General features: G+C 38.7%; 23 protein-coding genes, 2 pseudogenes and 2 other annotated features. Of the genes and pseudogenes, 3 read left to right on the top strand and 22 right to left on the bottom strand.

Annotated elements, in window-relative coordinates:
• Positions 1-130 precede the first annotated feature (130 nt).
• From WS44_RS06955 to WS44_RS06910, 9 genes and pseudogenes are all read right to left on the bottom strand, one after another.
• Positions 131-337: pseudogene (locus tag WS44_RS06955) on the bottom strand (HI_0552 family protein); the annotation flags it as partial.
• Between the two features lie 151 nt (positions 338-488).
• Positions 489-1,163 (bottom strand): annotated as a pseudogene (locus WS44_RS06950) (low temperature requirement protein A).
• A gap of 64 nt (positions 1,164-1,227) precedes the next feature.
• On the bottom strand, positions 1,228-2,511 hold the full coding sequence (gene pepT, locus WS44_RS06940; protein ID WP_013642283.1) for a peptidase T: 1,284 nt from the start codon (positions 2,509-2,511) through the stop codon (positions 1,228-1,230).
• Between the two features lie 110 nt (positions 2,512-2,621).
• The gene (locus WS44_RS06935) at positions 2,622-3,536 is read right to left on the bottom strand and encodes an L-lactate dehydrogenase (RefSeq protein ID WP_013438386.1); all 915 of its coding nucleotides are present in this window, start codon (positions 3,534-3,536) and stop codon (positions 2,622-2,624) included.
• Between the two features lie 61 nt (positions 3,537-3,597).
• The gene (greA, locus tag WS44_RS06930) at positions 3,598-4,074 is read right to left on the bottom strand and encodes a transcription elongation factor GreA (protein ID WP_013438387.1); all 477 of its coding nucleotides are present in this window, start codon (positions 4,072-4,074) and stop codon (positions 3,598-3,600) included.
• Between the two features lie 79 nt (positions 4,075-4,153).
• The gene (gene pheT, locus WS44_RS06925) at positions 4,154-6,568 is read right to left on the bottom strand and encodes a phenylalanine--tRNA ligase subunit beta (protein ID WP_046433809.1); all 2,415 of its coding nucleotides are present in this window, start codon (positions 6,566-6,568) and stop codon (positions 4,154-4,156) included.
• 3 nt (positions 6,569-6,571) lie between these two features.
• Positions 6,572-7,621 (bottom strand): phenylalanine--tRNA ligase subunit alpha, encoded by a 1,050-nt coding sequence (gene pheS, locus WS44_RS06920; RefSeq protein ID WP_013438389.1) that lies wholly within the window; start codon positions 7,619-7,621, stop codon positions 6,572-6,574.
• A 37-nt stretch (positions 7,622-7,658) separates the two neighbouring features.
• Positions 7,659-7,866 (bottom strand) — a binding site (T-box leader).
• Positions 7,867-7,904: 38 nt separating this feature from the next.
• The gene (locus WS44_RS06915; protein ID WP_013642286.1) at positions 7,905-8,255 is read right to left on the bottom strand and encodes a helix-turn-helix domain-containing protein; all 351 of its coding nucleotides are present in this window, start codon (positions 8,253-8,255) and stop codon (positions 7,905-7,907) included.
• Between the two features lie 92 nt (positions 8,256-8,347).
• Positions 8,348-9,115, bottom strand: a complete 768-nt coding sequence (locus WS44_RS06910; protein ID WP_013438391.1) for an RNA methyltransferase — start codon at positions 9,113-9,115, stop codon at positions 8,348-8,350.
• Between the two features lie 87 nt (positions 9,116-9,202).
• On the opposite strand from WS44_RS06910, the gene WS44_RS06905 reads away from it, so the two are divergent.
• Together WS44_RS06905 and yidC are read left to right on the top strand one after the other, a co-directional pair.
• A complete protein-coding gene (locus tag WS44_RS06905) occupies positions 9,203-9,475 on the top strand; it encodes an acylphosphatase (protein ID WP_013438392.1) in 273 nt (90 codons plus the stop codon).
• Between the two features lie 40 nt (positions 9,476-9,515).
• Positions 9,516-10,484: a membrane protein insertase YidC gene (gene yidC / locus WS44_RS06900; protein ID WP_013642287.1), complete on the top strand. Its 969-nt coding sequence runs from the start codon at positions 9,516-9,518 to the stop codon at positions 10,482-10,484.
• A 44-nt stretch (positions 10,485-10,528) separates the two neighbouring features.
• On the opposite strand, the gene WS44_RS06895 is transcribed toward yidC, so the two are convergent.
• The 9 genes from WS44_RS06895 to WS44_RS06855 all read right to left on the bottom strand — a co-directional run bounded on the left by WS44_RS06895 (position 10,529) and on the right by WS44_RS06855 (position 17,916).
• Positions 10,529-12,115 (bottom strand): HAMP domain-containing histidine kinase, encoded by a 1,587-nt coding sequence (locus tag WS44_RS06895; RefSeq protein ID WP_118027901.1) that lies wholly within the window; start codon positions 12,113-12,115, stop codon positions 10,529-10,531.
• Positions 12,093-12,809 carry a response regulator transcription factor gene (locus WS44_RS06890; protein ID WP_013438395.1) on the bottom strand — a complete coding sequence of 239 codons (717 nt, stop codon included), beginning with the start codon at positions 12,807-12,809 and terminating at the stop codon, positions 12,093-12,095. The genes WS44_RS06895 and WS44_RS06890 overlap by 23 nt, the downstream gene beginning before the upstream one ends.
• A 157-nt stretch (positions 12,810-12,966) precedes the next feature.
• Positions 12,967-13,524, bottom strand: a complete 558-nt coding sequence (locus WS44_RS06885) for a DUF177 domain-containing protein (RefSeq protein ID WP_013642289.1) — start codon at positions 13,522-13,524, stop codon at positions 12,967-12,969.
• Between the two features lies 1 nt (position 13,525).
• Positions 13,526-14,677, bottom strand: coding sequence for a nucleotidyltransferase (locus WS44_RS06880; protein WP_013642290.1), 1,152 nt, complete (start codon positions 14,675-14,677; stop codon positions 13,526-13,528).
• A gap of 5 nt (positions 14,678-14,682) precedes the next feature.
• The gene (gene rsfS / locus WS44_RS06875; RefSeq protein ID WP_013438398.1) at positions 14,683-15,030 is read right to left on the bottom strand and encodes a ribosome silencing factor; all 348 of its coding nucleotides are present in this window, start codon (positions 15,028-15,030) and stop codon (positions 14,683-14,685) included.
• A 21-nt stretch (positions 15,031-15,051) separates the two neighbouring features.
• Positions 15,052-15,645: a bis(5'-nucleosyl)-tetraphosphatase (symmetrical) YqeK gene (gene yqeK / locus WS44_RS06870; protein ID WP_046433804.1), complete on the bottom strand. Its 594-nt coding sequence runs from the start codon at positions 15,643-15,645 to the stop codon at positions 15,052-15,054.
• Positions 15,626-16,279, bottom strand: a complete 654-nt coding sequence (locus tag WS44_RS06865) for a nicotinate-nucleotide adenylyltransferase (protein WP_013438400.1) — start codon at positions 16,277-16,279, stop codon at positions 15,626-15,628. Before WS44_RS06865 ends, yqeK begins: the two co-directional genes overlap by 20 nt.
• A gap of 10 nt (positions 16,280-16,289) precedes the next feature.
• Positions 16,290-17,399, bottom strand: coding sequence for a ribosome biogenesis GTPase YqeH (gene yqeH / locus WS44_RS06860; protein ID WP_013438401.1), 1,110 nt, complete (start codon positions 17,397-17,399; stop codon positions 16,290-16,292).
• Complete coding sequence (locus tag WS44_RS06855) at positions 17,392-17,916, bottom strand: YqeG family HAD IIIA-type phosphatase (protein ID WP_013438402.1); 525 nt, start codon at positions 17,914-17,916, stop codon at positions 17,392-17,394. The genes yqeH and WS44_RS06855 overlap by 8 nt, the downstream gene beginning before the upstream one ends.
• A 139-nt stretch (positions 17,917-18,055) precedes the next feature.
• Between WS44_RS06855 and add the strand changes: the two genes are divergently transcribed.
• The gene (add, locus tag WS44_RS06850; RefSeq protein WP_046433802.1) at positions 18,056-19,057 is read left to right on the top strand and encodes an adenosine deaminase; all 1,002 of its coding nucleotides are present in this window, start codon (positions 18,056-18,058) and stop codon (positions 19,055-19,057) included.
• 51 nt (positions 19,058-19,108) lie between these two features.
• Here the strand turns inward: add and rplT are convergent, their stop codons facing one another.
• From rplT to WS44_RS06830, 4 genes are all read right to left on the bottom strand, one after another.
• Positions 19,109-19,465 (bottom strand): 50S ribosomal protein L20, encoded by a 357-nt coding sequence (gene rplT / locus WS44_RS06845; RefSeq protein ID WP_003627118.1) that lies wholly within the window; start codon positions 19,463-19,465, stop codon positions 19,109-19,111.
• Between the two features lie 40 nt (positions 19,466-19,505).
• The gene (rpmI, locus tag WS44_RS06840; protein ID WP_013642294.1) at positions 19,506-19,706 is read right to left on the bottom strand and encodes a 50S ribosomal protein L35; all 201 of its coding nucleotides are present in this window, start codon (positions 19,704-19,706) and stop codon (positions 19,506-19,508) included.
• A 28-nt stretch (positions 19,707-19,734) separates the two neighbouring features.
• Positions 19,735-20,262: a translation initiation factor IF-3 gene (infC, locus tag WS44_RS06835; RefSeq protein WP_082104766.1), complete on the bottom strand. Its 528-nt coding sequence runs from the start codon at positions 20,260-20,262 to the stop codon at positions 19,735-19,737.
• Between the two features lie 26 nt (positions 20,263-20,288).
• Positions 20,289-20,400: a sequence feature (ribosomal protein L20 leader region), on the bottom strand.
• A 53-nt stretch (positions 20,401-20,453) separates the two neighbouring features.
• Positions 20,454-21,773, bottom strand: a 1,320-nt coding sequence (locus tag WS44_RS06830) for an aryl-sulfate sulfotransferase (RefSeq protein WP_046433799.1), incomplete at its 5' end; no start/stop codon positions are given.

Genomic DNA, 21,773 nt, shown 5'->3' with positions numbered 1-21,773 from the left:
TTTATCTAATCTAACCCTATTCGTACCAATATTCTAATTAAATAGAGTATAAATTAATTAAGGAAATTACTGATAATACTTGATTTTAGGTAGAAAAAAAGAGATTCGAAAATTTCGAATCTCTTTTTTTCTACAATTTTTCATACAAAGGAGTTAATTCATTAATTCCACTTAAAATAAACTCCTCCATGTCATCTACTCTATCTTGCTTACGAAAGGCAAATTTTCCAAGTAGAAAACTCGTCTTCTTTGCTTCATCATTAAACTGCTTTTGAACAGACGAATCACTCAAGTATTTTTCTAGACTAAGATGATCGACAAACTCCATCTCGATTTTCACTTTTATAAGGTGAGTTTTATCGCTTTGGAATTTAAATAAAGCGTTGCAACTGTAGTCATTAGAATCGCTACAACTAGTACAATATGACTATACATCAAGACAAAGCTTTTGCTTACCTGATGATGATTGATGATTTTCTCAGAAAAATTCACATAGCTGCAAACATCGAGCAAAGCGAAACAAACAATAAAACTGCATAAGTAATCGGTGTCTCACTATTAAAGTAACTAGCCAAATTGACGATTGCTTCGCCAAAAGCAATGATCACGATTAAACTTACTCGTTCAACTAAATGCGGAAAGTTAACTTGTCCAGCTTGAAACTTATCATACATCAATAATGGCAATAAAAAGCCACAAATATAACCGACGATTACGATATAGATGCCAATTTGATAGCCAACAAGCAAACCAACTATAGCCAGCAACAATTCAATCGCCAATATCAAGATAAATGGCTTTTTATCGCTTTCTTCATCCTTCGGCGTCCCTATCCAATATTGCATGATCAAATCGACCAGCATCGCTACCATGGCTAAGTTAAAGTGTTGGAATGTAATCCGCCATTCGGTATTGATATTGTTTACCAAATAAACCATGACAAACATGTTGAACAAAAGTCCGGTTATATCAAAATAACGATTTTAACTATACCTGTTAAAATACAGCGCCTGAAAAAGCCATATTTGTAAGACTACAATTACTACGAAAAGGAACTGCAATAAAGTAACTAACGGAATACCGCCATTTACTGGATGGTGAACCATTGCCGTGATCTTGGAAATTGCATAAACAAAAACTAAATCGTAAAAAAGTTCAAACATCCCTACCGATTTAGCAATTATCTTTTTCATATCTATCACCTTAAAAAATATTTATCGCTTTATTTTACCAATATTTCTTTAAAGGTGCTTCATCACGGCCATTTCTAGTTTGGGATAAATGTTCCTTCACGATTTCGGTTAAAACCTCAGCCAACTTATCGATTTGTTCAACCGTCGCATATTCATAGCGACCATGATAGTTGCCACCGCCATTGAACAAGTTAGGTGTAGGGATGCCCTTTTGGGTAATAAAGTTACCGTCGGTACCGCCTCTAAAAGTTTGAATATTTGGCTTAATACCAAGCTTTTTGTATGCATCAAGGGCTAGATTAACCACATATGGTTGATCCTTAATTACATTGTAGATATTTTCATATTGACGGCGCATTTTCAATGAGAAACGGTCACCGTATTTTTGATTAAGTTCGGCCACGATATCCTTGATTAATTGCTCTTTCGCAGTAAATTTATCCCAATCAAAATCTCTAATGATCAAACTAATATCAGCATGATCAACTGAACCTGCCGCATTTAATACCAAGATAAAACCATCGTGTCCCTTAGACTTTTCTGGCACTTCATCTTTAGGCAAACGATCCAAAAAGTCATTCATCAAACTTGCAGCATTCACCATTAAGCCATAGGCCTCGCCTGGGTGAACCACAGTACCGCGAATATGAATCTGTGCTTCAGTAGCATTAAAGGTTTCATATTCAAAATCCCCTGGTCGACCATTTTCCAAAGTATAAGCGAGCTCTACTCCTGGGAAATCTTTAGCATCAAAGCGGCGGCCACCATAACCGATTTCTTCATCTGGGCCAAAGCCGATATAAATATCACCGTGTTCAATGTCAGGATGTTCAGTCAAATACTTAAGCATGCTCAAGATTCCGACAATCCCCGCTTTATCATCTGTCCCAAGTAGAGTATGTCCATCTGAAGTAATCAAAGTTTCGCCCTTGCAGCTGGCTAATGCCGGAAAATCTTTCGGATCAAGATAAATACCTTCTTTTTCATCCAGCACCACTCTCTTACCATCATAATTGCGGTGAACCTGTGGCCTAATATTTTCCGCATTAAAATCAGCCGTATCAATATGAGAAAAGAAGCCGATTGGTGTCACATCATCGGTTACATTTTTCTTCAAATGACCAATTGCAAAGCCAGTTTTTTCATTGTAATAGGCATCCAAACCAATCTCTTGAAGCTGCTTAGTCAACTCCTTGCCCATCTTAACTTGACCAATCGAAGTTGGTACTTGATCATGCTTTTCTTCATAAGATCTAGTATTTTCTTTAGCGTAATGAATAAATGTTTTTTCAATAAAGTCTAAATCGTAAAAGGACATCAAATTCCTCCTGTCTAAAAATTAATCTTTATTTAATTTTACACTAATTTTTAAACAAAAAAAGAACGAAATCTCTTTTCAGAAATTTCGTTCTTGGATTTTATTGTCTTTTACTTGTTCTTCAATTGATCAAGGTGTTCCTTAATCTTGTCAGCTGCGGCTTGAAGCTTTTCACGTTCACTTGAAGTAAGCTTCAATTCAACGACTTGTTCAATCCCATCACGGCCAATAATAGCTGGGTAGCCGATGTAAGTCTTGTATTCTGGGTTATAAACAGATACAGGAGCAAACAAACGCGCATCAGAAAAGACAGCTTGAATCAAACGTGTTGCACAGGTAGCAATTGCATAGCTAGTGTAACCCTTACCGTTAGCAACAACAAATGAGTTCTTGTTAGGTTGCTTGCTCAATTTCTTTTGTTCATTTTCACTAAACAATTGAATAGCAATCTTGTTGTTTACACGCACAGTTGACCAAGCGATAAATTGTGATGAACCGTGTTCGCCTAATACCCAGCCTTCAACGTTTCTTGGGTCTTGACCAAGCTTTTCGCCAACAATTCTTTGCATTCTAGCAGTATCAAGGAAAGTACCAGTACCAAAGACTTGGTTCTTAGATAAGCCAGTAGTTTCTTGCAAAATTTGTGCAACTGCATCACATGGGTTAGAAATGTTGATCAATACGCCTTTGAAGCCAGAATTCTTGATCTTTTCTCCAACTTCTTTAGCATTCTTAGCGTTAAGTTCGAATTCGCCAAAACGATCGCCGGTCTTAACACTAGCAGCGATATCACCAAAAGCAGTTACAACTACATCAGCATCTTTTAATTCATGCCAATCTTGCATAGTTACACGAACGTAGTAATTGTTTCTTGCTAATGTATCGTGTAAGTCATTGTATTCAGCTGCTACTTTGTCTTCATTTTTATCAAGTAAAACTAATTCATCAGCGATACCGTGAGTAAACAAAGTATACGCAACAGTTGCACCAACGTGGCCTAAACCGATAATACCTACTTTTCTCATAAGGAATCCTTTCTTCTATAAAGAGCAAAAAGAGAGGTAGTTACCTACCCCTCTTTGATTATTAAGCTTCAACCTTGTTAATTACAACGTCAAATTGGCCACCAGGAGTGGTAATTGATACGGTTTCACCCTTCTTCTTGCCAAGCAAAGCTTGTGCGATTGGTGAATCGTTTGAAATCTTGCCGTTTAATGGGTCAGATTCGTCACTACCTACGATAGTGTAGGTTTCTGGATCATCTGTACCAACTTCAGTATAGGTAACAGTCTTACCAACTGAAACTTCGTTAGGATCAACACTGTCAGCATCTACAACTTGAGCATACTTAAGCATGTCTTCAACTTGTGCGATTCTGTCTTCTACGTGACTTTGTTCGTCCTTAGCTGCATCGTATTCAGAGTTTTCTGACAAGTCACCGAATGAACGAGCAACCTTAATACGTTGAATTACTTCTGGACGTTTAACTAACTTTAAATTCTTTAATTCTGCTTGAAGTTTTTCTTTACCTTCAGCAGTCATTGGATAAGATTTTTCAGGCATATTTTTTAACTCCTCAGAAATTAAATTTTCTTTGCATTGATCAATGATATTGGTTTACACCAGTAAAGTCAACCTTAAACTAACGTACTTTAATGTCAAGATCGTTTTCCAAACCGGCAATAATCTTGTCCATTGCGTTATTAACAACTTCATCAGTTAAGGTATCCTTTCTGTTCAAGAAGGTCAAGTTGTAAGCAAAACTCTTCTTGCCTGCAGCAAGGTGGCTACCTTCGTAAACATCGATTACCTTGAGGTCAACCAAGTATTTACCAGCGTTTGACTTAATTACGTTTTCAACTTCTTGGTTTGTTACTTCCTTATCAACCAAAAGTGAAAGGTCACGTTCAATTGCTGGGAACTTAGGTGCTGGAACAGCAGTCATGCCCTTAGTAAGCATTGGAATGATTACATCTAGGTTGATTTCGTAACCATAAAGTTCTGCGTTGCGAAGTGCCTTGTCTGACAAGGTTACTGCGTGAGCAATCATACCGATCATACCTACGTATTGCTTATCGATGTAGATACCAGCAGTTCTAGTTGGGTGCATCCCTTCAATACTTTCGGCACGGTAAACTACCTTTTCAGGATCAATGCCAACTGCATCAAATAAGTTAGTCAATTGACCTTTAACGAAGTAGAAGTCTACCTTTTGAGTCAAATGTTGCCAGTTTTCTGCAAAAGTATTGCCTGAGTACAAAGCAGCAAGGTGTTCATGTTCGTTATAAATGCCACCATCGTGATCGTAAACACGACCTTGTTCAAACAATGCCAATTGAGTTTGCTTTCTAGCAAAGTTGTAGCTAGCTGCATCAACCAAACCGGTCATCAAGTTTTGACGCATTACTGAACGACTTGAGTTCAATGGCATTTGAACCTTAACAATGTCCTTTGGATCTTTAGTGTAGCGAGTAGCCTTTTCAGGTGAAGTCAATGAGTAAGAAATTGCTTCCATCAAGCCTTGTCCTTCAACAATAGCCTTCATGCGACGCATCATTTCTTCTTTTTCTGAGTAGCCACCGTGAGTTTCAGCCAAAAGTGGTTGAGTAGACTTCAAGTTGTCGTAACCATAGATACGACCAACTTCTTCAACTAAGTCTGCAGGAATTGAAATGTCCCATCTTCTGTTAGGAACATGAACAGTAATATCGTCACCATCACGATCAACTGGGAAGCCTAAACGATCAAAGATCTTAAGCATGTCTTCAGGACTAATTTCTGAACCTAAAACCTTGTTAATGTGAGAAATGGTAGTCTTAACTGCAACTGGTTCACGCTTAGTGTCGGCAGCCTTGATAATACCTTCATCAACAGTGGCACTAGCATCATTTTTAAGCAGAAGTGCAGCCATGTTGATTGCCTTTTCAGTGGCATCCCAGTTAGTACCTTTTTCGTAACGACTTGAAGCTTCAGTACGGTTAGCGTGACGAAGAGCAGCTTTTCTAACCAAAGTTGGATCAAAGATTGCGGATTCAAGAATTACGTCAGTAGTTTCAGAGGTAATTTCTGAGTTCAAACCACCCATTACGCCAGCCATCATCACTGGCTTTTCACCATCTGTAATGACGATATCCTTTGGATCAAGTTCAACTTCTTTTTCGTTAAGCAAAGTAAGCTTTTCGCCCTTGTTAGCCAATCTAACTTCTAACTTACCATTTTCGAAAGTCTTGGCATCGTAAGCGTGCATTGGTTGACCAGTCAAAAGCATGACATAGTTAGTTACGTCAACGACGTTGTTAATTGGACGAATGCCTGCATTCCACAAGCGTCTTTGCATCCAAAGTGGTGAGTCTTGAATCTTAACACCAGTCAATTTACGTAAGTAGAACTTAGAAGCAAGCTTTTCGTCTACCTTAACGTCAAGTGAATCAGTCCAGTCTGGACCATCTTCTTTTAAGACAACGTCTTCGACCTTAGGCTTTTGATCAACGATAGCACCAACTTCGTAAGCTGCGCCTTCCATGCTTAAAGTATCAGCACGGTTTGGCGTAATATCGAAGTCTAAAATGTAGTCGTCCATGCCTAAAGCTTCATAGACATCTTGACCTGGCTTTACGTCAGCATCTTCAGGGAAGACATAAATACCATCAGCGAATTCTTCTGGTACTACAGAATCGTTAAAACCAATTTCTTGCAAACCACAGATCATACCGTAACTTTCCATGCCACGGATCTTGCCCTTCTTGATCTTTTCGTTGCCAGCAATTCTGGCACCATGAAGGGCAACAATCACCAATTCGCCTGCAGCTACATTAGGAGCACCACAAACGATTTGAAGTGGTTCATCTTCGCCAACATCAACGTGAGTCAAGTGAAGGTGGGTACCTTCAACGCCCTTACAATCAAGGACCTTACCTACGACAAGCTTCTTAAGTCCTTCTTCTGGGTGCTTAACTTCAGCAATTTCTACACCAGTACGAGTGATTTTTTCAGCTAAAGCGTGAGGATCTTGATCTAAGTTAAGAAAATCTTGTAACCAATTGTATGAAACTAACATATTTTACTTTTCCTCCTTGCGGAATTGTTCCAAGAAACGAACATCGTTAGTGTAGAAATCACGGATGTCGTCAATGCCGTATTTCAAAATTGCAAAACGATCAAGTCCTACACCAAAGGCAAAGCCACCGTAAACATTTGAGTCAACGCCAGCATTTTCCAAAACATTAGGGTGAACCATACCGGCACCTAATACTTCGATCCAGCCAGTGTATTTACAAATAGGACAACCCTTGCCGTTACAGTTGAAGCAAGATACGTCCATTTCAACTGATGGTTCGGTGAATGGGAAGTAACTTGGACGAAGACGAGTTGCTCTATCTTGACCGAAGACGTGCTTAGCGATCATTTCAAGGGTACCCTTCAAATCACTCATGGTTACGTTCTTATCGACAACCAAACCTTCCATTTGCATGAATTGGTGTGAGTGAGTTGCATCGTCATCATCACGACGGTAAACCTTACCAGGACCAACCATCTTAAGTGGGCCCTTTGAGAAGTCATGCTTTTCAAGGACACGAGCTTGGTCACCTGAAGTTTGACTTCTAAGCAAGTCTTCATCGTCAATGTAGAAAGTAGCTTGCATATCACGAGCTGGGTGATCCTTAGGCAAGTTCATCATTTCGAAACAATAGTGGTCTGTTTCAATTTCTGGACCTTGGACAACCTTGTAGCCCATACCAATGAAGTAGCTTTCAAGGTCATCTAAAATAATATTGATTGGGTGCTTGGAACCTAAATGACCTTGACGACCTGGCAAAGTAACGTCAATCTTTTCTTCTTCAAGTCGCTTAGCCAAAACCGCCTTAACAATTTCATCTTTTGCGGCATCTAATTGAGTGTTGAACAAGTCACGCAATTCATTAACTTTTTGCCCAACTTCACGTCTGTTCTCTGGTGCAACATCACGCATTGAGTGCAAAATCTTGGTTAATTCACCTTTACGACCAACCAATTCAACTCTAACTTTATTTAACGTTTGCTCATCAGTTGCTTTGTTGATTTGCTTAAGCCCTTCTTCATGGAGCTCTTTCAACTTATCAAATAAGTCCATTAATTCTTTCCTTTCAAAAACAAAAAAGCTCCGTCCCAGTAGGGACGAAGCTTCGCGGTACCACCCTAGTTTGGACATAGTATGTCCACACTTAAGCTTTCGTTAACGGTGAAATACCGGAATGGGTTAGATTCTACTCCCAAGATGAAATTCACAACTGCTTGTCTATCTTCTCTTTCAGCTTGTTAAAGAAGACTCTCTGTCTAGATAGCAACATTGTTACTAGTCTTGATCTTAGTAATTAACTAATATAATATTTCTTTTTTGGAATTCTTGCAAGCTCCTAGGCCCACTTATCTGCCCAATCATGAACTTGATCAAAGACTGGCTTAAGGTCAGCCCCCTTTTCGGTCAAGCTATAGGAAATAATACCTGTGTCTTTGTTAACAGTGCGCTTTACAATACCGTCTTGCTCAAGTTCTTTAAGACGCTCAACCAAAACACGGTCAGAGCAAGCTTCAATGCAGCGAGCTAGATCCTTAAAACGCATATCCTCTGTGTCGCATAATGAGCTAATGATTAAGCCGTTCCACTTCTTGCCGATTATTCTAAAGGCATTGATAAAGTGACTACACAATTCATAATCTTCCGGTTTACAAGGAGTTGTCTCCTTTTTTTCTTTAACTTCTTGCATAAGTAACTCTCCTATTCATTGGTATAATTCCAGTAAAAATATTATTATATTTTCTTATCTATTATAGAAAAACTACTTACTAATTACAAGTGCTAAACAAAATGGTAAATCATAATGCCGGCAGCTACTGCCGCATTCAAAGATTCAGCCTTGCCCTTAATTGGAATATACAACTTTTCATCGCTTAAACTAGCAATAGTTTCGCTTACGCCATGTGCTTCGTTACCGATAATTAAAGCAAGTTGAGGCACCTTCTCAAAGTCTTGCAATTGCTTAGCTGATTTATCAAGCATGCTGGCATAAACAGGAATCGCAGAATCTTGGAAATCAGTGATGACGTCTGCTAAGTCGCGCTTAATCAAATCAATGTGGAATTGACTTCCTTGCATAGCGCGTTGCGTCTTAGGATTGTATAAGTCAGCACTTTCTGGTGACAAAACCACGCCATCAAAACCAGCGGCATCGGCAGTTCTAATGATCGTACCAACATTGCCTGGATCAGCTAAATTATCAAGCAAGACCCATTTACCATAATTAAATGGAAATTCCTTAGGTTGATCGATCTTAAGTACCATGAAGATTTCTTGTGAATTCTTAGTGCTGCTCAAATGACGGGCAATTGCTTTATTGATTAAAATGACGTTTTTGCCATCTAAATCAATATCGTAGTCTTCGTTTACTTGATCAAGAGCTTCTTCTGTTCCTAAGACATATTGATATTTCTTGCCTGCTTTAACAGCTTCTTCAAACAAGTGAAACCCTTCAATTAAGTAGCGGTTTTCTTCATCACGATATTTCTTTTGCTTTAATTTAGCTAATTTTTTAATTGTTGCATTATTAACTGAACTAATTTGTTGCATAATTCTCTCCTTTTTGCTTCTGTCCCCATTATAATGGATAATTGTATATAGAAAAAAGATAAATTAATTGAAAACGAGGCATTTACTATGGAAACTAGAAAATTAGTTGTTTCGGGTTTAGTTCAAGGCGTAGGTTTTCGCTGGAGCACACAAATGCTGGCCAATAAAATGGGCATCCCCGGCACAGTAAGAAATAATTCAGACGGCACCGTAACTATTTACATCCAAGGCGAACCTAGCGAGCTTGATCACTTTATTGAGAAATTGCCATCTGCATCAGGTTTTGCTCATATTGAAAACATTGACCAAGAATTAGCCTCAAATGTGGAAAAAATGCATAGCTTTAATGTATTATATTAGAGATACATTTTTTAATAGAAACTAAGTGGTGATTATTTTAATGAAAAAAATTAAGAGATATACAGGAGTATTGGCACTCTTAGTAGTCGCTGCTCTTGTATTGAGTGCATGTGGCGCTACCAATAACCCTAATGTGGCTCCTCACAGCGGAATCTACGGTTGGGTTTACCAATGGTTAGGTCGTCCCTTGCAAAACATTATGATCCAAACTGCCCACATGATCGGCGGCGAAAATGGCGCTGGTTGGGGTATCGTGATCATTACCTTTGTCGTTCGTCTTATTTTGATGCCTCTTATGCTTGTGCAGCAAAATAAGAGCGTACGCCAACAAGAAAAAATGGCTCGTCTGCAGCCACAAATGAAGCTCATTCAAACTGCAATGAAGCATAAGGGAATTACCCCTGACCAACAAATGACCTTGTCAGGTTGGCAAAGAGAGCTATATTCAAAGAACCAAGTTTCTTTGACTGGCGGTATGGGATGCTTGCCTTTGATTATTCAGTTGCCTATTATGTGGGGAATTTACCAAGCGGTATTTTACTCACCACAATTAGCGCACTCAACATTCTTTGGCATCTCCCTTAGTCAAAAATCAGTAGTTTTGGCGATCGTTGCGACTGTCTTCACAGTTATTCAAGGTTACATCTCATTGATCGGCATCCCTGAAGAACAAAAGAAGACAATGCAATCGATGATGATCGTTAACCCAATTATGACTTTATTCTTCAGTTTGTCATTCTCAGGTGCGTTAGCTTTATACTGGGCCGCAGGTAACTTGGTAATGATTATCCAACAATTAATCGTCACCTTCGTCCTCACCCCTAAGGTTAAGCAACACGTGGCTGAAGAATTAAAGGAAAAGCCAGTTGAAGTAGTTGTTACCAAAGAAAAGGTTGATGCTTTATTCAATCCTAGCGGCGAAAGCAATACTGCTAATACCGAAGCTAAGAAAGAATTGCACCAAGATTTACGTAACCGCAACAAGGGTAAGCAACAAAGAAGAAAATAATTAAGATACAAAAAAAGGATCTGGAAAATTCCAGGTCCTTTTTTTTACTTCAAAATGCCATCTGGCACATCATTTTTATGTTTTTCTGCTTCAATCTTTCGTAATTCAGCGGCACGCTTTTTAGAAAGAACTGGGAAGACCATCTTAAATTGACTGCCTTGCCCTTCTACAGATTCAACACTGATTTCGCCCTTATAACTATCAACTAATTTTTGAGCGATTGATAAACCTAAACCATTACCGCCTTTTTCACGGGTTCTGGCCTTGTCCACTCTATAGAAGCGATTAAAGATCTTCTTTTGATCTTCTGGTGAAATACCTTCACCGAAGTCTTGCACCATGATGCTGACTTCTTTTTTGGTTACACCGGCAGAAACATTGATCTGCTTACGATCCGTTGAGTATTTAATACCATTATCGATCAAAATGACCAATAGTTGTTCAAGGTGGCCGTGATACATTTGAATCTCAGTATCATCAGGCAAGTCATCCTCATCAAGCTGAATCTTAAAGTCAGGGTGAACCATTGCCAAATCAGAAACAACTCTCCGTACTACTTCATTGACGTTAGTTATTTCATATGGATATTGCACATCAATTTGTTCAGCTCTAGTCAAATCAAGCATTTCTTGGATCAGGTGCTTCATTCGATCAGCTTCTTGCAATGAGGCCTTGATTGATTCATCCAAAATTTGCGGATCATCCTTGCCCCAACGCTCCAGCATGTTTAAGTGTCCTTCAATTACGGCAACAGGGGTCCGCAATTCGTGAGAAACATCCCCAACAAACTGCTTTTGCTGTTCAATATAACTCTGCATCCGATCCAGCATCTGGTTGATAGAACTGGCCAGCTCTGCTAATTCATCGTCACGATTAAGCGGCTTAATTCTGGCCTCACTATTTGGATCAGCATTAACTTCCTTAGCCACTTTAGACATCGTCTTAATCGGTCTAACAACATTGACTACCAAGACATATGAAATAGCCACAAAGAAGATAATTGCAATCAGCGAAATAATCAGCATCCAGTGCAGCAAGTTGCTCATCAAATGGTTGTAATACGTCATTTTATTTGAGACAACCACATATCCAGTCAATTTATTATTAACGGACGAGTACACCTTTTGGTAGGTGACTAGAGTCGTTTTATTATTTCGTTTAACCTGTACTACCCTGCGATTACCCTTAAAAGGACTAAACTTTGGCGTCGTATCACCATTGGCAAAGACAACCTCGTTATGCCGATTGTAGACAGCTACGTTAATATCAGGATTGGATATTAAAGAAATCAGGTTGTCGCTAAAGGCATTGTTCCGCGTATCTTTGCTGCTAATGGCAGGACCGCCGTTCAAGATTCGCCTTGTAGATGGCGATAGCGACGGAATGACATTCGAAATCTCCAACTCATCTGGAATCGAACTTAACGTCCGCTCAAGCGTAACCACTACATTGTCGGAAGTTTCTTCCTGCTGGTCCATCGATTGCTTACTTACAATTTGATAAACCACAACTGAAAATAAGACAAAAGAGACCGTAATCGTCAACGCAACGATACTTACCCATCGCACAATTAACGATGAATGTTTGGTCTCTTTAGCTCTATCTCTTTTATTCTTGATCATCATCTTCATCTCTTACCATGTATCCAGTACCACGTACTGTCTTGATGTAAGATGGTTGACCTGGTACATCGATCTTGTTACGCAAGTAACGAACGTAAACTTCGACCACGTTAGTTTCGATGTTTGATTCAGGTCCCCAAATCTTGTTCAACAATTGATCACGACTAACAACGTTGTTCTTATTTTCAATCAACGTCATGAGTAAGTTGTATTCACGTTTAGTTAAATCAATTGCCTTACCGTCACCGCGGTGAACAATTCTATTAGCAGTTTCAATAGTCAAGTCCTTGAACTTAACAATCTTTTGCTTAGCAACAGTTACCTTAGAAGCATCCTTTTCAATCTTTACACGACGCAAAACGGCACGTAAACGTGCAAGAAGTTCTTCAATTGCAAATGGTTTAACGATATAGTCATCAGCACCGTGATCTAGGCCTGATACACGGTCAATAACAGAGTCACGTGCAGTCATCATGATGATAGGAGTAGTCTTAACTTGACGTACACGACGAGCAATTTCCAAACCGTTTAAATCTGGAAGCATTAAGTCAAGTAAAATTGCATCAAAATCTTGGGAAAGGGCATCGTCCAAACCCTTACGACCGTTGTTTTCTACTACGGTTTCATAATTTTCGTGTTGTAATTCGAGCTCTACAAAGCGAGCCAAGTTTTTTTCATCTTCAATAATCAGAATTTTTGCCATCTTATCTCAGTTCCTCATAGATCAATTTATTCTTTTAATACTAATAAATTAATTAAAAAATGCTTTTATAATTAAAGGATACTTTAAAAACCGCTCTAAAACAAGATTAAAAAACAATCAAAGTTAAAATTCTTTGATTGTTTCGATAATTTTGTTACTATTTTTTATCGTTTTTGTCATCTTGATTATCAAGCAAGACTTTCAGCTTAGCAAAAGCTGGGTTAACTTGATTCTTCTTACCTTCATCAAAGGCAGATTCAGAGATAACTTCCCAGCCATTACCTTCTGGGAAAATATTCTTTTCCTTTTCTTCCGGTGTCAAAATAGTAGTAGGAATATTCAGCAACATATTATCTTCAACAGCAGTTTGCAGATCAATAACATCATTATCTACTTGTACGATTGTGTCATTATCCTCTAATTCTTCCTTTGTAGGCTTGCGATCAATGTAGTTTTCTACAAAAGTGAAGTCTTCTTGATAATCAACCGGTTTTAAGCTTCTACTAGATGGAACTGTTAAGTCAGCTGTGATGTGAAAGTTGCCGGTTACAAATGGTTCTTGATAGAACAAGTCTCCTGATAGATGCACATTCTTGGCATCAATCAAAAGTTCCTTACTTCGCTTGAAAAATTCTGGGCGCATCTTTACATCACGTTCGATATGAGTAAGTGGCTCAGAAGCATTTTCTATTTTAGAAAAACTAATTTCTAACATATTACACCTCGATTGGACGTCGGCCAAAGTTTTGGTCAACTCCCATTATTTGTTCAAATAAACGATCTGTTCTAACTTGAAGTGCAAGAGAACCATCTTTTGCGCTTCTCTTATCAACCTTAGAAATAATTTCCGTTTGGAAATTTTTACGATTATCTTTTAAAAAATTACGTCCAATTTTACTAAAGCCCAAAAGCATTAGTGATTCATGATTAAAGCTAGCAATCATGTCATCTTGCGTCACGTTTAACAGAGTGTATAAACTCAGACGGCGCAAACGAGAATAAGTATACCGCTTAGACTTGATTCTGCGCAAGAATTCAGTGAAATCACGCGACAAGTGAATTTCTTGCTTCATCTTGTATTCGAGTCCTTCACTCATTTGATAGATTTGACGTAAATCTTCCACTGAAGAAGATTCAATGCGGTATTTCAAAAATGGATACAATAAGTTCCAGTTAGGGTATACTTTTTGCTTGCTTAAAACTGCGGCTTCGGCTTTAGGCATCCAGTACTTCAAGTTGCTGGTATCTTCTCCGTGTAAAAGCAAGTTACGAATTGCGCTGGCACTTTGCACAACGCCACTGCGTTGCAATAAATCATCGTGGCCTGCACCGATTCGATTGATGGGATGCAACTTTAAAGGTGAGCCCAGATTGTAGTTAGCCACGGAATAAGCTAAACCCAAAATGGCATTAGGTTGATTAATTTCATGGCCTACTTCTCGAGCTACCATTTGATTATATTGAGTTGAATAGGTCTGACTATAATCCTTAAAGTCCATATGATTTTGGGGAATTTCCGCAATCTTGCCACCAAGATAGGCAAAATTCAAGTTAGCATCTTCAACCCCAAATACTAAATCTGTGACGCCTAATTTAGATAATTGCTCGATATTACCTAATGAAAATAGGTCAGCTGGTTCAACCGCCGTAGAAAAAGGCATTTCAAATACTAAATCGGCACCAGATTGCAAAGCGGCTTTGGCGCGCTCCCACTTGCTCATAATGGCCATTTCGCCACGCTGAACGTAGTTGCCTGACATAATAACGACGATAGGATCATTTTGGGCAATTAAGCGTGCCTGATTTAATAAAAATTCGTGACCACTATGGAAAGGATTAAATTCTGAAATAATCCCCACAACGCTCATTTTTATTAGTCTTCCTTTAATTCAACTTGCTTACCATTAGCCCAAAGTTTTTCAAGGTTGTAAAACTCACGTGCTTCCTTGGTAAAGATGTTAACTACAACGTCGCCTAAGTCTACTAAAAGCCAGTTAGAGTCTCTAGTACCTTCGATGCGGTAATCAGTGTAGTTGTTTTGGTGAGCTTCATCAACAATTGAGTTAACAATAGCGTGAAGTTGACGGTTTGAACCTGCACTAGTAATTACGTAGTAATCCGCTAAAATACTGATTCCGCGCATATCATAAGCTTCGGTATCTTCACCGTGACGATCGCTAATAGCTTTAGTAGTAAAATCTAAAATTTCTTGACTAGTCAAATTTTTTCTCCTTTATTTTTATTATTTAGTACTCCAAACATTATATGCTGCTATAGTGCGTGGATAAATTCTTTTTCTCTCTTCAACTAAAAACTCTAAGGTGTGTGCTAATTGATAGCCGACACCCTCATCAATGTTGGCATAAGTGATTTTGCGTGCTTCATCTACGCCAGGAAAATCACGTCCTGGTTCAATAAAGTCGGCCATAAAGACGATTTTGTCCAGCATGGTCATCTCAGTATCGCCTGTGGTGTGACGACGCACTGCGGTCAAAATTTCAGGATCTCTGATTTTTAAATCGTGTTCAATGAAATATGTGCCAACAATGCCGTGCCAAATTGCGCGGTTCCAGTTAAGTAAATCCTTGTCAAAATCTTGTTCCTTGATTACCTTGCGGTATTCTTCAACGGGAACTTGTTTGGCATAATCATGTACAAATCCAGCAAGTGCTGCCTTATCTTCATCATAGTGATTCAACTTTGCTAATTTACGGGCAGTTTCACTAACGCGAACGCAGTGCTTAAATCTCTTTTTGTCCATATTAGCTTTTTCTTTAGCAATAATTTCATCACTAGATAATGGTGAATAAGTCTTTTTAAATGTTAGTTTCGTCAAGGTAAAGCCCCTTTTCTTCAATATACTTTCTAACTGGTTCTGGTACCAAATATCTAATTGAAGTACCAGTAGCCACGGAGCGACGAATTGCAGTAGAACTCAAACGAATATCTGGCGCATCTACCCAAATCATTGGATATTGCGGATCTTGTGGATAGCCAGGGCGACGAATTCCGACCAGCGTAACCATTTTAGCCAGAGTAGGTGCTTCTTTCCAGGTATGGAAACTGTTAACTTGATCGCTTCCCATGATTAAATAGTAATTATTCTGTGGTGCTTTTTCCTTTAAGTAGCGCATTGTATCTACAGTATAAGAAACGCCGCCACGGAACAATTCAAGCAATTTAACCCTAAACTTAGGATTATCACGAGTTGCCAAATCTAACATCGTCGCTCTATCTTTAGCTGATGTTAATGGTGCATTCTTGTGAGGTGGAATATTATCTGGCATAAACCAAACCTCATCCAAACGCAACTTAGTCATTGCTTGTTCGGCCGCAACCAAGTGAGCAATATGGACAGGATTAAAAGTACCGCCCATAATGCCGATTTGACGGCCTTTACCATCTTCACGTTCTAATTGAGCCTTAACTTCAGTAGCAGGTGCTTTTTCAATACATTTTGGATTTACCATACGAAAACCTCTAAATCAATGCACGACGAATTCCTAAACCAATACCATCTGGCGTGTAAGTCTTAACAACGCATCCCTCTGGAACGGTCACAAAACCGATCCCACCAAATAACAGATCGCTCTTATATTCAGTTCGATATTCTTGTCCCTTAAGTGCTGGCAACTTATCATCTTTAGCAGGTGGAGCAAGCAATTCACCAACATGCTTTTCATAAAAAGCATCAGCGTTGGCCGTCTTAGTGCGGTGAACGTACATATCGCGCGCTACATAAACAGTAAAACTAGTTGACTCGCCTTTTAAATAATCGATTCGACCAAGTCCGGCTAAGAATAAGGTATTGCCGGGCATCAGCTGATAAGTAGCTGGCTTGAGCGGTTTCTTTGGTGAAATCAATTCCAAGTCTTTAGCATTCAAGTGAGTAGCCAATTGATTATCGGTCATGATCCCTGGGGTGTCGATCAAAAAGTGACCATTTTCAAGTGGAATTTCGATTCGATCCAAAGTTGTACCAGGAAAACGTGACGTGGTAATCAAGTTTTGGATATCACCCATCATGTCGATAATTGCGTTGATCAAAGTAGACTTACCAACGTTGGTTGTACCTACAAAATAAACGTCTTTATCTTGTGATTGTTTATTAATATAAGCAATCAAGCTTTCCAGATTGACCTTTCTCTTAGCAGAAACCAAGAAGATTTCTTTAGGATAAAGGCCCATGCGGTTAGCTTCTTGTCTCATCCAGTCTTTAATCTTGCTTTGTCTAGAATTCTTAGGGAACAGATCGAACTTATTTCCGACTAAGATAAAATCATTGCCACCGACAAAACGCTTCAATGAAGACAAAAGCGAATTTGAGAAGTCAAACAAGTCGACCACGTTAACTACTAATGCCTTCTTTTCGGAAAGTGAATTAAGCAACGCCAAGAAGTCGTCGTTGTTTAAATCGACTGGCATGATTTCGTTATAGTGGCGCAATCTGAAGCAACGTTGGCAGTACACTTCTGCGTTTTCTTCATTTCTTGCTTTGTCTAATGCGCTCTTAGGCAAGTAGCCTGCTTTTTTAGGATCATCGGATTGGAGCACTGCCCCACAACCAATACAAATAATCTCCTCATCCATTTTGCAAAGTCTCCTTAAATGTTACTCGATGTGATAAACCAAGAAAGAAAAAGATGATCTTTTCAAAGAATCGATTAATTCTGGTATTCCACTTATCTGTTTCAACCAGTGGCTTAACCAATACCGTCTCAACTCCAGCCAAATTTCCAGCCTGCATATCGGTAATCAGCTGATCGCCTACCATCATTACTTGATCCTTTTGCAAATGCATTTCTTCGCGTTTACGTGTTATTGCAAACGGTAATGGCTTGCGTGCCTCAGAAACAAAGTCAATGTGGTAAGGGGTAAGCACCTTTCCTACACGTTGAGCATTGTTATTCGAAATTACGACCAGCTTAATGTTCGCCTTGGCTAATCGCCTGTTTAATTTGTTCATCTCTTTAGCAGTTTCAAACTTATTCCAAGCAAGAAGCGTATTGTCTAGGTCTGAAAAAACTGCTTTTATTCCCATCTCATTCAATTTCTGGGGGTCCAGATTATAAATAGTATTTATTGTGTATTTTGGTCTAAATAACATATAAACTCTCCATTTTTTATCACTCTCTATAATATCAAAAATGCGTTTGTATTAGAAACTTTTGTTTCATTCTTAGCAAAAAGTGATACAATACTAAACAATTTAACCTATTTCATCAAAAATTTAGAAAGGGAGAAAAATGAGAAAGTTTATTGATTTACACCTTCACCTAGATGGTTCAGTCCCCGTTGCTACAGTTAAGAAGTTAATGAAAGAACACAATATGCCTGCTCTTTCAGATGAAGAACTGCGCCAAGAGTTGTCTGTTGATTCTAGCTGTAAAAGTTTAGATCAATTTTTAGAAAAATTCGCTTTGCCTAATAAATTGATGCAGACAAGACATGATCTTGAAACAATTGTTTATGATTTGCTTGTCGAATTAAAACAGCAGGGTCTGGTTTATGCAGAAATACGTTTTGCACCGCAGCTGCACACGAAAAAAGGTCTAACTCAAGAAGATGCGATTGAGGCAGTGATTAGTGGACTCAATAAGTTTTTAGCTGATCAAAAGAAACAAAAAACTTCACCTGAACTACATGCTGGTTTAATCCTTTGTTTGATGCGCTTTGCCGATAATCAAAAACAGAACATGGAAACTGTGAAGCTGGCTAAAAAGTTTTTGGGCAAAGGTGTAGTCGGCCTTGACTTAGCCGGTGCCGAAGGCCCGATTCCTAACATAAAATATAAGTCCTTCTTTGATCAAGCAAAAAAGCTTGACGTTCCCTATACAATCCATGCTGGTGAAGCAGACGGTCCCGATTCTATTCGCCAAGCCCTGGCCATGGGTGCCAAAAGAATTGGTCACGGCATTCGTTGCACTGAGGACCCAGAGTTAACGCAGGAATTAATTAAAAAGCAAATCGTGCTGGAATGCTGCGCAACTTCCAACATGAACACCAAAGCATTCGATCAGATTGATTCTTATCCGATTAAAAAATTGCTACATAAAGGGATGAAAGTTACCCTGAATTCTGACGATATGACGGTTTCAAATACTAATTTACCGCATGAATATAAGTTACTCGAGCAACAAACCAATTTAACGCCAGCAGAAGAAACGACGCTTTACCTAAATGCAGTTGATGCGGCATTTACGACACCAGATGAAAAAATCAGGTTAAGAGCTTTAATTCAAAAATAGTAAAAAAATAGAGGTCAGGAATAATTTCCCTGGCCTCTATTTTTGAACTAATTAGTTCAATGCCTTCTTAGCAGTTTCTGCTAATTGTGCAAAAGTCTTTGAATCGTTGTAAGCAATATCAGCTAACATCTTACGGTTCATGTCAACACCAGCTAACTTCAAGCCGTGCATTAACTTAGAATATGAGATATCGTTTTGTCTTGCAGCTGCGTTGATACGAGCAATCCATAACTTTCTGAATTCACTCTTACGTCTTCTACGGTCGCGGAATGCGTACTTGTATGAAACGAATAATTGAGTGCTTGCAGCCTTAAATTGCATGTGCTTTGCGCCACGGTAACCCTTGGCAAGCTTCATGACCTTCTTACGACGTTTACGTGTTACAATTCCACCTTTAACTCTTGGCATTTAAATTTCCTCCTACTATAGTCTTTTCAAGAACAAATAACTAGTGCATTTGAGCAACCATTTGCTTGATACGCTTCATATCACTGCTTGAAACCATAGCAGCTTTTCTCAAGTGGCGACGTTGCTTCTTAGTCTTACCGTGGAAACGGTGGCCAGTAAATGCGTGGTGACGCTTTAAACCACCATTTGCAGTTCTCTTAAAACGCTTAGCAGAAGCGCGGTGTGTTTTCATCTTTGGCATATTTCTATTTCCTCCAATTAACTACTTTTTATTTTTTGTCCTTTTCACTCTTAGGTGCGAGCATTAAGAACATTGAACGACCTTCCATCTTAGGCTTGCTAATTACATTAGCAATATCGGAAGTTGATTCAGCCATCTTCTCAAGTACTTGTTGACCTAATTCCTTATGAGTGATGGCACGACCTCTAAAGCGGATTGATACACGAACCTTAGCTCCTTCTTTAGAAACAAACTTACGAACGTGCTTCAACTTCGTTTCGAAGTCGTTGCCTTCAATTGTTGGACTCAAACGAATTTCTTTGACACTAACTGTCTTGGACTTCTTACGGGATTCCTTAAGCTTCTTTTGTTGTTCGAAGCGGTACTTACCGTAGTCCATGATACGTGCTACAGGTGGCTTGGCATTTGGTGAAATCAAAACAAGGTCAAGACCAGCATCGCTTGCGCGACGTAAGGCTTCCATCTTGTTCATGACGCCAACTTGCTTACCATCTTCATCAATTAAACGGACTTCGCGTGCGCGAATTCTATCGTTTAAGATTAAACTTCTTGGTATAACTGTTCACCTCCGTGTTAATTTCGAGGACAAGAAAAAGGCGGGATAAGTATCACCCGCCTTTAATCAACAGAAAATATCGATCAGCCCAGAGGTTAATTTAACTTAGGCGAGAAGCGGGAGCTTCTTCTTGTTCTCAACTAGGTGTATTATACGCGTTTAAACTGGCTGCGTCAATACATGATGTGCAATTATTTAGTTGCATCAAAAACATAATTATCAGGATAAAATTGCATCCGATATGCACGATATACATATGTCATATCTTTAGGACTATTAGTAATAGTCAAATTAAAGACTTGATTTCCATAGGCATCAACTTCAATTATATTGCTTTCTTTACCCGTATTTTTAAAACCAAAATTAATCAAAGTATTACCATTATTCAAGCGTTGTGCATAACCAATAACTTCGGTAAAGTTTTGTTTACCTAAATTCTTGCCATAACTCCAAACTTGTTTAATGGTCTTTTTCTTAGTATCAATTTGATATTCCGTAGCAGCAGAAAACTTGCCACTTTGCTTCTTATCACCGTTAGTAACAGCAATATTATTATCATAAAGCAAAATATCTAATTTACTTCCTGTTTCTTTTAACAAGTAAATTCCGTGTTGACCACCTGGATATTTTGTCCCCTTGCTTGGCTTCAACAGATATTTATGGAATGAACTAGGCCACTCCTTAGCCGGCTTACTAGTAAAAATCCAGTTAATCTTTTTAGTTTGATAATTCATTGACCAAATAATATCTTGGTTACGCGCAGACAATAAAATATTGCCAGTTTTGGCATCATAATCAATGGTGTTAATATGCAGCCAATCCATTAGTCCTAATCCGCTACTAGTATTGTCATTGGCTTTGATTTTGCTCTTTTTGTACATTGATTCTGGAAAAATCTTCTTAAAATCAATTACTTTAACAATTTTACCAGTATTAGGATTAAGTTCAGCAATCGTATCTTCTACATACTTGCTGCCATCATCAACAGTTAAGAGCCAATTGCCGTTGGGCATTTCTGCCACATCATGGTGAACCAATGATAAGCCAGCGGTTCCAGCATAACTGCCACCCAAGGTTTTATCAAAACTGAATTGACGATATACACGACCTAAATAGTCAGTTTCAACCAACATATTATACTTTTCATCACCGGATTTAATCTTATTGAACAAGAGAATATGACCATTATTCAATTGTTCAAAAATATGCTCATTCCAGCGTAAATAGTACCAGCGTACTTCTCCATCACCGTCTACAGCAAAGGTTTGCTTAGTGGTCCTGTTTAAAACAGTCAATTCATTTGAGCCTAAGCTCATCTTAGTCTTGTCTTTAACAGTGACATTAATTGGAAAACTTTTAATCCATTTAGGTAAATTAGCTGTTTTAATCTTAACTGTCTTGGTCTGTTTATTGTCAAATTGATCAGTCATTGTTACTTCAACAGAATTATCATACCCAGCATATAGACCTACGATAGGTACTTGATGATTCGTTTGATAACCTTTAACTTC

It is taken from the genome of Lactobacillus sp. N54.MGS-719 (assembly GCF_000980505.1).
GTDB lineage: Bacteria > Bacillota > Bacilli > Lactobacillales > Lactobacillaceae > Lactobacillus > Lactobacillus amylovorus.
Note: the sequence above shows the minus strand (reverse complement) of the source record. Positions and strands in the feature narration are given on the sequence as shown.